This is a genomic window from Ruegeria sp. B10 (assembly GCF_056539825.1).
On the sequence record NZ_JBQFVP010000006.1, the window covers coordinates 231,238 to 244,463 of the forward strand.

At 58.1% G+C, this 13,226-nt stretch carries 13 protein-coding genes; 9 read left to right on the top strand and 4 right to left on the bottom strand.

Annotation, left to right across the window (positions count from 1 at the left end; all coding sequences use genetic code 11):
- Positions 1-57 precede the first annotated feature (57 nt).
- The 4 genes from gatB to ACR0J4_RS10610 all read left to right on the top strand — a co-directional run bounded on the left by gatB (position 58) and on the right by ACR0J4_RS10610 (position 4,435).
- On the top strand, positions 58-1,569 hold the full coding sequence (gene gatB, locus ACR0J4_RS10595) for an Asp-tRNA(Asn)/Glu-tRNA(Gln) amidotransferase subunit GatB (RefSeq protein ID WP_170643023.1): 1,512 nt from the start codon (positions 58-60) through the stop codon (positions 1,567-1,569).
- An 88-nt stretch (positions 1,570-1,657) separates the two neighbouring features.
- A complete protein-coding gene (gene pepT / locus ACR0J4_RS10600; RefSeq protein WP_170643024.1) occupies positions 1,658-2,902 on the top strand; it encodes a peptidase T in 1,245 nt (414 codons plus the stop codon).
- Between the two features lie 80 nt (positions 2,903-2,982).
- Complete coding sequence (locus tag ACR0J4_RS10605) at positions 2,983-3,393, top strand: DUF4177 domain-containing protein (RefSeq protein WP_170643025.1); 411 nt, start codon at positions 2,983-2,985, stop codon at positions 3,391-3,393.
- Between the two features lie 142 nt (positions 3,394-3,535).
- On the top strand, positions 3,536-4,435 hold the full coding sequence (locus ACR0J4_RS10610) for a TonB-dependent receptor (protein WP_480668508.1): 900 nt from the start codon (positions 3,536-3,538) through the stop codon (positions 4,433-4,435).
- 6 nt (positions 4,436-4,441) lie between these two features.
- On the opposite strand, the gene ACR0J4_RS10615 is transcribed toward ACR0J4_RS10610, so the two are convergent.
- Positions 4,442-4,696, bottom strand: coding sequence for a BolA family protein (locus ACR0J4_RS10615; protein ID WP_170643026.1), 255 nt, complete (start codon positions 4,694-4,696; stop codon positions 4,442-4,444).
- Positions 4,697-4,804: 108 nt separating this feature from the next.
- On the opposite strand from ACR0J4_RS10615, the gene ACR0J4_RS10620 reads away from it, so the two are divergent.
- On the top strand, positions 4,805-5,431 hold the full coding sequence (locus ACR0J4_RS10620) for a J domain-containing protein (RefSeq protein ID WP_170375034.1): 627 nt from the start codon (positions 4,805-4,807) through the stop codon (positions 5,429-5,431).
- Here ACR0J4_RS10620 and ACR0J4_RS10625 read toward each other — a convergent pair.
- The gene (locus tag ACR0J4_RS10625; protein ID WP_170643027.1) at positions 5,424-6,335 is read right to left on the bottom strand and encodes a Hint domain-containing protein; all 912 of its coding nucleotides are present in this window, start codon (positions 6,333-6,335) and stop codon (positions 5,424-5,426) included. The genes ACR0J4_RS10620 and ACR0J4_RS10625 overlap by 8 nt on opposite strands.
- Before the next feature lie 529 nt (positions 6,336-6,864).
- Here ACR0J4_RS10625 and cobS point away from each other — a divergent pair.
- From cobS to ACR0J4_RS10645, 4 genes are all read left to right on the top strand, one after another.
- The gene (gene cobS / locus ACR0J4_RS10630; RefSeq protein ID WP_170375030.1) at positions 6,865-7,851 is read left to right on the top strand and encodes a cobaltochelatase subunit CobS; all 987 of its coding nucleotides are present in this window, start codon (positions 6,865-6,867) and stop codon (positions 7,849-7,851) included.
- A gap of 120 nt (positions 7,852-7,971) precedes the next feature.
- On the top strand, positions 7,972-9,849 hold the full coding sequence (gene cobT / locus ACR0J4_RS10635) for a cobaltochelatase subunit CobT (protein WP_170643028.1): 1,878 nt from the start codon (positions 7,972-7,974) through the stop codon (positions 9,847-9,849).
- Positions 9,850-9,932: 83 nt separating this feature from the next.
- Entirely contained in the window at positions 9,933-11,723 is a 1,791-nt protein-coding gene (locus ACR0J4_RS10640; RefSeq protein WP_170554236.1) for an aminopeptidase P family protein, read from the top strand.
- A gap of 60 nt (positions 11,724-11,783) precedes the next feature.
- Positions 11,784-12,125 (top strand): DUF427 domain-containing protein, encoded by a 342-nt coding sequence (locus ACR0J4_RS10645; RefSeq protein ID WP_170460962.1) that lies wholly within the window; start codon positions 11,784-11,786, stop codon positions 12,123-12,125.
- A gap of 26 nt (positions 12,126-12,151) precedes the next feature.
- On the opposite strand, the gene ACR0J4_RS10650 is transcribed toward ACR0J4_RS10645, so the two are convergent.
- Positions 12,152-12,817, bottom strand: a complete 666-nt coding sequence (locus ACR0J4_RS10650; RefSeq protein ID WP_170554233.1) for an outer membrane beta-barrel protein — start codon at positions 12,815-12,817, stop codon at positions 12,152-12,154.
- Between the two features lie 137 nt (positions 12,818-12,954).
- The gene (locus ACR0J4_RS10655) at positions 12,955-13,128 is read right to left on the bottom strand and encodes a hypothetical protein (RefSeq protein ID WP_480668513.1); all 174 of its coding nucleotides are present in this window, start codon (positions 13,126-13,128) and stop codon (positions 12,955-12,957) included.
- Between the last annotated feature and the right edge of the window lie 98 nt (positions 13,129-13,226).

Below are 13,226 nucleotides of genomic sequence, written 5' to 3' on the forward strand. Positions count from 1 at the left end.
TTGGCGCGCCGGGCCTAATACGCAAGCCTAGACTTCTGCGGAAATTAGAGGCGCGCCATGCTCGACCTGACATACGAAATGCCCAAAGTTAAAACCATTGCCGGGGCCAAGCACGATTGGGAACTGGTGATCGGGATGGAGGTGCACGCTCAGGTCTCGTCCAATGCCAAGCTGTTTTCCGGCGCGTCGACCCAATTCGGGGCCGAACCGAACTCGAACGTGGCCTTCGTGGACGCGGCGATGCCGGGCATGCTGCCGGTGATCAACGAATATTGCGTGGAACAGGCCGTGCGCACGGGTCTTGGCCTGAAAGCGGATATCAACCTGAAATCGGCTTTTGACCGCAAGAACTATTTCTACCCTGACCTGCCGCAAGGCTACCAGATTTCGCAGCTGTACCACCCCATCGTGGGCGAAGGTGAAGTGCTGGTTGAGATGGGCGACGGCACCGCACGCATGGTTCGGATCGAACGCATTCACATGGAGCAGGACGCGGGCAAATCGATCCACGACATGGACCCGCATATGTCCTTCGTCGATCTGAACCGGACGGGCGTTTGCTTGATGGAGATCGTCTCGCGCCCCGACATCCGCGGCCCCGAAGAAGCCGCCGCCTATATCGCCAAGCTGCGTCAGATCATGCGCTATCTGGGCACCTGTGATGGCAACATGCAAAACGGCAACCTACGGGCGGACGTGAACGTCTCGATCTGTTTGCCGGGCGCATATGAGAAGTACCAGGAAACGCAGGACTTCTCGCATCTGGGCACCCGCTGCGAGATCAAGAACATGAACTCGATGCGCTTTATTCAGCAGGCGATTGAGGTCGAAGCCCGCCGTCAGATCGCCATCGTCGAAGCTGGTGGCAAGGTCGATCAGGAAACCCGCCTGTATGACCCGGACAAGGGTGAGACCCGCTCGATGCGGTCCAAGGAAGAAGCGCATGATTACCGCTATTTCCCGGACCCCGACCTGCTGCCTTTGGAGATCGAACAGGCATGGGTCGACGACATCGCCGCCAAGCTGCCTGAGCTGCCCGACGAGAAAAAAGCGCGGTTCATTGAAGCGTTCGGCCTGACCGACTATGACGCCTCAGTGCTGACAGCCGAGGTCGAAAGCGCCGCCTATTTCGAAGAGGTCGCAAAAGGCCGCAACGGCAAACTGGCCGCGAATTGGGTCATTAACGAACTGTTTGGCCGCCTGAAAAAAGATGATCATGACATTACCGACTCGCCTGTATCTCCGGCGCAGTTGGGTGGGATTATCGATCTGATTTCCTCGGATGCCATCTCGGGCAAGATCGCCAAGGATCTGTTCGAAATCGTCTACACCGAAGGTGGTGACCCGGCGCAGATCGTCGAAGAACGCGGCATGAAGCAGGTCACCGATACCGGCGCGATCGAGGCTGCTTTGGACGAGATCATCGCCGCCAACCCGGCGCAGGTCGAAAAGGCCAAGGTAAATCCCAAGCTGGCAGGCTGGTTTGTCGGTCAGGTGATGAAAGCCACCGGCGGCAAAGCCAACCCCAAGGCCGTTAACGAGCTGGTTGCCCAAAAGCTGGGCTCATAAGCCCGTTTTCACAGTTATGCGACGGAGTCAGGCCACCTGCTTGACTCCGTTTTCTTTTGCGCCCTTTCTTTCGCGCAGGAGAGGTGCCATGACCAGAAAATTCGATCAGGAACTTGAAAACCGTCTGATGCGCTACGCGGCCATCGACAGCCAGAGCGATGAGACATCACCTTCGACCCCAAGTACGCCCATTCAGTTCGACATGCTGAACCTGCTGCAGCAGGAGCTGACTGAAATCGGTGCGCAGGATGTCGAGATGACTGGCGACAGCGTCGTTGTGGCGACCATTCCTGGCACCGCCGAAGGGCCGACCGTGGGGTTCCTCGCCCATGTCGACACCGCCCCTCAATTCAACGCAACCGGCGTCAAACCGCGCGTCATCAAAGGATTTAACGGCGGTGAGATCACCTTTCCCGACGATCCCGATTTGGTTCTGTCCCCGGAGGAACACCCTTATCTGGCCGAGAAGATTGGTCATGATCTGGTCACCGCTTCGGGCACCACTCTATTGGGGGCTGATGACAAGGCCGGCGTGTCCATCCTGATGACCATGGCGCGGCACCTGATCGAAAATCCAGACATTCCACACGGGCCCATCCGCATTGCCTTCACCCCGGACGAAGAAATCGGACGCGGCGTGACCGAGCAACTGCCCAAGGATTTAAAGGCTGACTTTGCCTATACGCTGGACGGGCAGGAAGTGGGCGAGATCGAATATGAAAGCTTCTCGGCCGACCGTGCGGTGATCAAGATCACCGGCGTTTCGATCCATCCCGGTTTAGCTAAGGAAAAGATGGTCAATGCCACCCATCTTGCCGCAAAGATCGTACAGACCCTCCCGCAGGCCACACTGACCCCCGAAGTCACCGACGGACGCGAAGGCTTCATCCATGTCACCGACATGAATGGCGGCTCGTCCGAGATGGAGATCAAGCTGATCCTGCGGGATTTCGAGATGGAAGGTCTTGAGGCCCAGCGCGATCTGGTGCGCAAGGTCTGCGACGCCGTTCAGGCCTCCGAGCCGCGCGCGACCATCACCTGCGACATCAGCCATCAATACCGCAACATGCGCTATTGGCTCGAGAATGACATGACCCCCGTCGATTTGGCGCGCGAAGCCTGTCAGGAGCTGGGGATCGAGCCGCTCTCGGTTCCGATCCGCGGCGGCACCGACGGCTCTCGCCTGACCGAATTCGGCACACCCTGCCCCAACCTGTTCACCGGCATGCAGTGCATTCATGGACCGTTGGAGTGGATTTCGGTGCAGGACATGGCGCTGGCGACCGAGCTTTGCCTCTCGGTTGTGGCCAAGGCGGCGCAGAGAACCGGCTGATTTGCGCCACTCTTGCAACGTCTCTTTCACCCGGCGACCTGCGTGATAAGTTGACGGCCAAAGGTACAAGGGAACAGTCGATGCCGCGCTACGAATACAAAGTCATTCCGGCCCCGCAAAAGGGCGCGAAGGCCAAGGGCGTCAAAACGCCCGAGGGCCGCTTTGCCACCTCGGTCGAGCAGGTGCTGAACGAGATGGGCCAACAGGGATGGGAATACCAGCGCGCCGAGTTGCTGCCCAGCGAGGAACGCTCGGGTCTGACCGGATCAACCACGAACTGGCGCAACGTGCTGGTGTTTCGTCGGGTGATTGAGGCCGAGGCCACTGAGGCAGTAGCCCCCGTGGCCACACCATCGCCAAGCGAAACGCCCGAGGGGGTGCCCTTGGCTCAGCCCGTCCCCGGGCCGGATGTGGTTCAGGCCCCGGAACCAATTTCAGCCGAAGTAGATGAGCCGCCATTGACTTTGAAGCCGAGCGAGGAGGCCAAGTAAAACTCAACAGAACTACATGGGCCAGAGGGTGTGGTCTAGAAAACACGGATTGAGCCAACGAGACTCAGGCGGTCATCCGTTACTGGGTTCTGCTCGTATCGTCCCAAGATACACTTTGTCACAGAACAGGGCCCCGGCCGCGATGAAACCTTGCACCGCTCTTCTTTTTTTCCTCTCCGCAATCGCCTGCCAGATCGCGCTGCCTGCCGCCGCACAACATCGTCTGGGTTGGGTTAGCCAGATCGACGGGCTCGCCGCATATCAGGGCAGCGCCGATCTGGATCAAGGCGGAGACTTCAGCGCGACGCGATCGTTCCTGCGGGCCACCGGACTGTACCGATTTGATAGCGATACGTCGCTTGGCATTTCGGTCAGCTACGGGCAGCTGGACTATGACTTCAGCGCGGCAGACAACCAGCCTTGGAACGACATTCGTGACATCCGCATATCGGCTCCTCTGCGGATTCAAGCTGGACAGCGGGCTAGCGTGTTCGTGTCGCCTCAGGTCAGGTGGGACTACCAAAAAGGCGCGGCATCTTCGGATGGTCGTACCTATGGTGTTTTTGCGGGCGTTGCGTGGCAGATCAGCGAAAGCCTGACCATAGGACCTGCTTTTGGAGCCTTCACGCAATTGGAGGATAGCGGTGTTGATTTCTTTCCCGCGCTTTTGGTGGATTGGGACATCAATGATCGCTGGAACCTGAACACCGGCTCCGGAATCGGCGCGACTCGCGGGCCGGGTCTGACCCTCAGCTACGCGCTGAATGACGATTTCAGCCTTTCACTGTCGGCCCGTTCCGAAAAAATTCGCTTCCGGCTGGACGACGCGGGGTTGGCTCCGAGCGGGATCGGCGAAGACAAAAGCCTCCCTGTGGTTGCGTCGCTCAGCTATAATCCCAATCCGGGCGTGTCCTTAACCGTTTTTGCCGGGGCCGAATTCGATGGCCGACTGACACTGGAGGACGAAAACGGCAACGAAATCACCCGCCAGAGCTATGACACAGCACCTTTGGTCGGCCTCGCTTTTCGACTCCGGTTTTAAACGAGATTAAACGCCAATATCCAACGTCAAAGCATGGATACGCGGCACAACGTCCCCTAGCGCTTTGTGAACCGCACGATGTCGAGCCACACGAGATTGGCCCTCGAATGCAGCGGCGCGGATGCGGACGTTGAAATGGCTCTCTCCACCTTCCTGAAACCCTGCGTGGCCCCGGTGGCTTTCACTGTCATCCACCACCTCAAGCTCACGCGGATCAAAGGCGGCCTGCAGTCGGGTTCGGATTTCGTCAGTCACAGTCATTTTTACGCTCAGCGGCAAAAAAACTTGCCGCCCCCCTCTTCTACTTTCGGCTGCTTAGACTAAACTGCTGCCTCCGAGTCGAGAAGATGCGTTCTTAAGGATCACAGCATGACGAAATCAGACCCTTTCGGATTCGATATGTCCGTCTCCAGCGCCAAGAAAAAGAACCCGCGCGGGCGTCGGGGCATGTCAGGTGCTTCTGAAACCTCGGTGCGAATCTGTGATCACCCGGGCTGTGAAGAGGCGGGCAAGTACCGCGCGCCCAAGGCCCCGGACGTTCTGGATGACTTCTACTGGTTCTGCCAGCAGCACGTGCGCGAGTACAATCAGAAGTGGAACTTCTTCGACGGCACGACCGAGGCTGAACTGAACGCACAACGCACGAAGGACAAAGTCTGGGAGCGTGAAACCAAGCCCATGGGCGACCCCGAGGCCCGTGCGTGGGCGCGTCTGGGTATCGAAGACCCACACCAGGTTCTGGGGGCAAACAGCACCCAGAACAAAGGCCGCACCTCGGGTGGCGGTGGCCGTCGCCTTCCGCCCACCGAACGGCGCGCTATCGAGATTCTGGAGGCCAATGACAGCTGGTCCAAAGCCGAAGTTCGCAAGGCCTACAAGAAGCTGATCAAGGTGCTGCACCCGGATATGAACGGCGGTGACCGGTCTCAGGAAGAGCAACTGCAAGAGGTCGTCTGGGCCTGGGATCAGATCAAGGACAGCCGGAACTTTAAGTAAAACGCTCTTGCCCTGGCAACAAATCCCGCAATACTTCTGCTTCGGGTCGCTTCAGACAACGCAAGTGTGTCCGCTGTCGTTGCGCCGAAGCCGGATTACTAAGCTCGGGAAACAAGGCACGCAATTCCTCGACGTCTTCGCGTTGGAATGATTTCAACGCAAGATCACCGAGAAACAAGCTTTCGCTTTGCAAACCATGTGACGATAGGACCACATGTCGACTACAGGCAAAGTGGAAATAAGTTACAGGTGCCACAGGCGGCATTTGACGGATCAAACCATCGTTCACCAAGTGTATTGCGGCACAAAAAACCCGTGGCTCGCCAAAAAGAAGCTCGGCCCGCCAACCTTCCAGCACAATCCGATGCTGGGGAGAAACAAATAAGTCTTGGCTGGGCAGGTCATCACCCAAAGCGCCGCGCTGAATCCGGACGGGCCTGAACTTTGGATTTTTGCGCAACGCGTTCGCGCTGAGAGTTCTTTTGCCTATCCAGATGATCGGCAGTGTTTGCCCGCCTGCCACACAGACCCGATCCCCAGCCATCAAAGAGTCTACAGGGCGTGGCCCTCCATCTGTGTCAATCAGCGTTCCAGCTACAAAACAAGGCGGGTTGACCGGGTCGAGGTCACTCACGGTGATCTCCCAATTCCCGGTGCTGAGAGACCCGGTCGGATCGACACTATTGAAAGCGTAAATCTGCCCGCCTACTTGGATAAAATCCGCGGTTTCACTGGTCCCGCGGTAATTTCCCTGACCAAGATAGGTGTAGGGCACGAAGGTCGTGCCGCCATCGAAAGAAACCGTTTGCCCTGAGATAATCGCAGGTGTCGTTGATCCCTGAACTATGAGGTTACCAGTGCCGCCGGTCTCAGTCACCGTGTAGAGGAGCGCGTCAAAAGGCATTCACTGCACCTTGCCGGTCGCCAACAGGTAACAGTTGAAGCCACCCAGACTTAACAAAGGATGTCGCGAACACCTTAACCCCCTACATATAGCCCATTACACATGCGGGCTTTGCTCATTTTACCCTTCAAATAGGCCCATTCAAAGAAATATTTAATTTCGTGAATTTAAATCCCGATTAGTCTCAGAGTGAGGCGTCCCCTGAACGGTAATTGAATGAACGGACTCTCAAACTTGTCGTTGAGCAGGAGCTCAAGCCCGAGCCCAGACCGCGACTTGCCGTAGTTGCCGCGCGAATAGAGACATCAGGTTTTCATAAGGTTGACGATTTATTGAAGAACCCAACCCAAGCCGCTTGCTCAAGGCTACTCTAACACGACCCCGCCCTTCCCGCAGATAAGGCCAGTTGATAAGAAACATCCTGTCAGCGTTTTTAGCGCGCGGCTTTCCCTTGCCCTTGGTCGGAATATGTTGCACCACACACGGGTTCAAACCCGGCAAGACGGGCCTAAGGATAAGGACAAGGCGAATGGCTGACGGATCGATTGATATCAACGCAAAACCCACCGAAGAGATCTCGGTCCGTGACGTGTTCGGCATTGATACCGACATGGCGGTCAAAGGTTTTGCGGAACGTAGCGACCGGGTGCCCGCGATTGACCCGACCTACAAGTTCGACCCAGAGACGACTTTGGCGATCCTGGCAGGGTTTGCACACAACCGCCGAGTGATGATCCAAGGCTATCACGGCACAGGTAAGTCGACCCATATCGAACAGGTTGCCGCCCGCTTAAACTGGCCCGCCGTGCGTGTGAACCTGGACAGCCACATCAGCCGGATCGACCTGATCGGTAAGGATGCGATCAAGCTGCGGGATGGCAAGCAGGTCACCGAATTCCACGAAGGCATCCTGCCTTGGGCCCTGCGCAACCCCGTCGCCATCGTGTTCGACGAATATGATGCGGGCCGCGCGGACGTGATGTTTGTGATCCAGCGCGTTCTGGAGCATGACGGCAAACTAACCCTGCTGGACCAGAACGAGATCATCACGCCGAATCCGAATTTCCGCCTGTTCGCCACAGCAAACACTGTGGGTCTGGGTGACACGACCGGCCTTTATCACGGCACGCAGCAGATCAACCAGGCTCAGATGGACCGCTGGTCGCTGGTCTCGACGCTGAACTACCTCAGCCACGATGCCGAGACGATGATCGTGCTATCGAAAGCACCGCTGTACAACACGGCTGAGGGCCGCAAGACAGTCAGCCAGATGGTCACAGTTGCCGACCTGACCCGGACCGCCTTCATGAATGGCGACTTGTCGACCGTGATGAGCCCACGGACCGTGATCAACTGGGCCCAAAACGCCGAGATTTTCCGCAATGTGGGCTATGCGTTCCGCCTGTCCTTCCTGAATAAGTGCGATGAGCTTGAGCGCCAGACCGTGGCGGAGTTCTATCAGCGCTGCTTTGACGAAGAACTGCCGGAAAGCGCGGCGAGCGTGAGCTTGGGCTAACACCGAATTGCGCCCGCCGCGGGCGCAATGCCTCCGGCGGAGGTATTTTCAGCCAGATGAAGGCGGATCCGGATTCCTGTTTGGTGGAAATCGGGACGGCAATGTGAAAGGCTTGGGGACATGGCACAAAAGAACGACAACCCTGCTGATCCGTTCAAGAAAGCTCTGGCTGAGGCCACCAAAGTCATGGCCGATGATCCGGAACTTTCCGTAAGCTATACCGTCGATCCCTCGGGCCTTTCAGGCGAGGCCATGCGATTGCCTCAGGTATCCCGCAGGATGACGCGCGAAGAGGTTTTGCTGGCACGCGGAACTGCCGATGCCTTGGCCTTGCAGCGCCGGTATCACGATGACGCGACCCATATGCGCTATGCCCCGCCCGGAGATATGGCGCGGGACCTCTATGAAGCGATGGAAACCGCCCGATGCGAGGCGATGGGCGCGCGGGATATGCCCGGTACGGCTTCCAACATTGATGTTAAGATCAGCCATGAGGCCCTGCGGCGCGGTTATGACCAGTGCAAGCAGCCCGCCGATGCCCCTTTGTCGGTTGCTGCGGGCTATCTGATCCGACATCTGGCCACCGGGCGTGATCTGCCGCCGGCTGCCAACAATGTCATGAACCTCTGGCGTGGATACATTGAGGAACAGGCAGGCGGCACGCTTGAGAAGCTCGACGAAATCCTCTCGGATCAGGCAGAGTTTGCCAAGTTCACCCGTCAGGTGATCAAAGATCTAGGCTATGGTGACCAGCTGGGCGATGATCCTGATGAGCTGGACGAAGAACAGGAAGATCAGGCCGAGGAAAACGCCGAAGAGCAGCCCGATCCCGACAGCACCGGGCAGGATGATCAGGAGGAACAGGATCCTGACGCCACGCCCGAGCAGTCGCAAGAAGAACAACAGGATCAATCTCAGGCCCAAGTCTCGATGGACGAGATGGCCGAGGATGAGATGGGTGATGAGGCCGAGATGCCAGAGGGAGAGGCTCCGCTGGAGCCACCTGCCCCTCCGCCTGCATCCGAGGCTGACCCAGAGTATAAGGTTTACCTGAACACCCATGACGAGGAGATCGCGGCCGAGGATTTGGCCGAGCCTGCTGAACTGGAGCGGTTGCGTGCTTATCTGGATCAGCAGCTTGAACCGTTGAAGGGTGCGGTCAGCCGCTTGGCCAACAAATTGCAGCGCCGCTTGCAGGCGCAACAGAATCGGTCGTGGGAATTTGACCGTGAGGAAGGCATCCTCGATGCCGGTCGTCTGGCGCGCGTGGTTGCCAACCCGACCACTCCGCTGAGCTTCAAGGTCGAAAAGGACACCGAGTTCCGCGATACCGTAGTGACCCTGCTTCTGGACAACTCGGGATCGATGCGCGGGCGTCCGATTTCGATTGCGGCCATTTGCGCGGATGTTCTGGCCCGGACGCTGGAACGTTGCAACGTGAAGGTCGAAATCCTGGGCTTTACGACCCGCGCCTGGAAAGGCGGTCAGGCCCGTGAGGCTTGGTTGAATGCAGGCCGCCCGCAGCAGCCGGGACGTCTGAACGATCTGCGCCATATCATCTATAAAGGTGCCGATGCCCCGTGGCGGCGGGCGCGGCCCAATTTGGGTCTGATGATGAAAGAAGGCCTGCTGAAAGAAAACATTGACGGTGAGGCTCTGGAATGGGCCCATCGCCGGATGCTGGCGCGGCGCGAGGCGCGTAAGATTTTGATGGTGATTTCCGACGGTGCCCCGGTCGATGATTCCACGCTGAGTGTGAACCCAGCGAACTATCTGGAGAAACACCTGCGCGACGTGATCGCCATGGTCGAAAAGCGCAAGATGGTGGAATTGCTGGCCATTGGGATCGGGCATGATGTGACCCGTTACTATGACCGCGCAGTTACGATCACCGATGTGGAACAGCTGGCTGGTGCCATGACCGAACAGTTGGCGGCATTGTTCGACAGTGACCCGCGCGCGCGGGCCCGAGTGATGGGGATGAAAAGAGCCAGCTGAGGCTGGCCTTGCCTCCGCCGGGAATATTTTCAAAAAGATAAAGAGGTGGCTTGAAACCACACTTTGGCTTGAGGGAGGCAGGTATGTTTCAGTCTTTTGAGGTTACAGCACGGCCCGAACAGGGACCTCCGCGATTGGCTGCATTGCGGCAGGAACTAGAGCGCGAAGGTTTGGACGGGTTTCTGGTGCCGCGCGCGGATGCGCATCAGGGTGAGTATGTGGCCCCTCGGGACGAACGGCTGGCTTGGCTGACCGGGTTCACCGGCTCGGCCGGGTTTTGCGCCGCGCTGCTAGACGTGGCCGGGGTGTTCATTGACGGGCGCTACCGGACGCAGGTCAAGGCGCAGGTTGCCGATGACTACACTCCGGTGCCTTGGCCCGATGTGAGCCTGAGCAGCTGGTTGAAACAGCAGTTGCCGAACGGGGGACCGGTCGGATTTGATCCATGGCTACATGCCGCCGGTCAGATCAAAGCCGCGCAGAAAGATCTTGAGGGGAGCGGGATTGAGTTGGTGCGCTGTGCCAATCTGGTGGACCGGATATGGCGGGATCAGCCTGCTCCTCCGATGAACCCAGTCAAGGTACATCCGATTGAGTTTGCAGGGGAAACCGCTGAAAGCAAAATCACCCGACTGGCTGATGGCCTGCGTGACGGCGGGCGAAGCGCGGCGGTGATCACCCTGCCCGACTCGATCATGTGGTTGTTGAACATTCGCGGCTCGGACATTGCTTACAACCCGGTCGCCCATGGCTTTGCCATTCTGCATGCGGACGGGCGTGTTGATCTGTTCATGGCTGCAGCAAAACTAGGCGAAGTGTGGGAACATCTGGGCCCTCAGGTTTCGGTTCATGAGCCTGATGGATTTTTGGACGCCGTTGCTACCCTAGAAGGTAAGGTTCAGGTCGATCCAGGCACAGTGCCTCAGATTGTGGCGGATGCGCTTGGGGACCGGATGGTTGATGGTGGCGACCCTTGCGCCCTGCCCAAAGCGCGCAAGAACCCGGCCGAAATCGCAGGCAGCGCCGAGGCACACCTGCGCGATGCCGTTGCCGTTGTCGAAACGCTGTTCTGGCTGGATCAGCAAACGCCGGGTCAGATCAGCGAAACGCAGGTCGTGACCCGTTTGGAAGAGGCCCGTCGGCGGGACAACGCGCTGCAAGATATCTCATTCGACACGATCGCCGGAACCGGCCCGAACGGGGCGATCATGCATTACCGCGTGACGGAAGAGACCGACAGCACCTTGCAGGACGGTCATTTGTTGGTGCTGGACAGCGGCGGGCAGTATCTGGACGGCACCACCGACATCACGCGTACCATCGCAATAGGTGAGGTTGGCGAGACCGAGAAGGCCTGCTTTACCCGCGTGTTGAAAGGCATGATCGCAATGTCGATGCTGCGCTGGCCGATCGGTCTGGCCGGGCGCGATATCGAATGCGTGGCGCGCGCGCCTCTGTGGCAAGCGGGGCAGGACTTCAACCACGGGGTCGGGCACGGGGTCGGCGCGTATCTGAGCGTGCATGAAGGCCCGCAACGCCTGTCGCGTGTCAGCCATGTACCGTTTGAGCCCGGCATGATCCTATCTAACGAACCCGGCTACTACCGCGAGGGCGCGTTTGGCATCCGGATCGAAAACTTGATTGTCGTGGAGGAAGCACCGTCGCTGCCCGACGGCGATGCGGAACGGGCCATGTTGCAGTGGCGCACGCTGACCTATGTGCCCATAGACCGCCGCCTGATCCTGGTCGACATGCTGACCGCGCAGGAACGGGATTGGCTGAACAGTTATCACCGCGACGTTGCGGAAAAAATCAGGCCAAGGCTGGGCGAGGACGCTCAACTGTGGTTGGATGCCGCAACTGCGCCAGTTTGACATCAGACTGTCACATAAAGTGGGCAAAGGAGAGGCCCTGACAAGAACGAGGGAAAAGACATGGTTGAAATCACGATCACCGAAGCACCCGGCAAATGGAGCGTCCGCTCTGGTGGGGCCATTCTGGGCGAAAGCTCGAATGCGCTAGAGCTGCGCGAAGGTGATCTGGAACCCGTGATCTACTTTCCCCGTTCTGACATCGCGATGGCCTTCCTGGACCGTACGGATAAGGTGATTCACTGCCCACACAAAGGCGATGCCACGCATTTCTCGATCGTGAACAAATCCTCGGTCACCGAAAACGCGGCCTGGAGCTTTGAGGCCCCCGGCAAGGATACGGCCGGCCTCAAAGACTATCTGGCTTTCTACCCGGTGGACTCGATCAAGGTCGAACAGATTTGAGGGCCTGAGTTACCTAGGTAAGTCTGTCAGAAACTGTAGCTGTACCCAAGAATGAGCGAGTGCGACGAGTAGCGGCCATCCGTGAGATCTGTCGGGATGAACACTTGGGTCGTGGTGAAATCTAGATCGCCGGTCGTCTTGTAGCGGTACCCTATGTCGAAGTTTCCGCGTTCCCCTACTTGGAAGCGGCCACCAAACCCCAATTGCCCTGCGATAGCGGTGTCACTGTCATCGACCAATGTGACGCCAGCACCGGACTGACCGTCGTGGGAAACCCGCGCAAACCCAAGCCCGCCGCCAACATAGGGCTTGAACCTGCCCTGCACCGGGATGTCATACCAGAGGTTTACCATCCCGAATGTCGCATCAAAGCTTCCGTCGTACTGGGTAAACGGGCGGCCGATTTCCTTTGTATCATTCGAGGCGTGTGAAAGTTCGAATTCGGCCCGCAGATTTGGCGCGACCTTCGTTCCGACGGCCAGTCCGTAGGAGATTCCAGTGTCGGTTGTGATGGTGCCTTGACCGACCACGATTGAAGGAACCGTTTGAAAGAAATCAAAATCATAGTCGCCCATATCGGTAACACCGAGAAAGCCAGTGACATACGGCGCCTCCTGCGCGCGAGATGGGGCAGCACCAATCATCGAGATCGCAACCGCCGCTATCAGCCAAGAAAATCGTTCGTAAGACATGTCCAAACCTCAATCAGAGTGACTTTCATGAGAAGTTCGTCAATTAGGCTAGGAGACACCGCACTTTCAGACAACGTGTTCAATTCAAAGAGAAGCCCATAGTGGCCCGGCCGCCACCAAAACCTCATGAGTGTTCCTCAGCCGCTGTCCCCGCCAGTAAACAGGTCGCGATCAAAATCGAGCGCATAGCCGGGAAGTCCGACTTCTTGCACATAGAAAATGGGCAAAGCGGTGAAGGTCAGGGAATGCGCGAAGGCAGGCAAAACACAAAACCCGCCGCCAGCCAGAGCGCGCGTGATACGGCTGACCACCCAGCATCGCATTGGTCATGGGAAATCTGTTCTGAAAATACCCTCTCTGTTTTTCAGACCTAGCCCCTCAAATCAACGACCGCGGGTGATCACGCGCC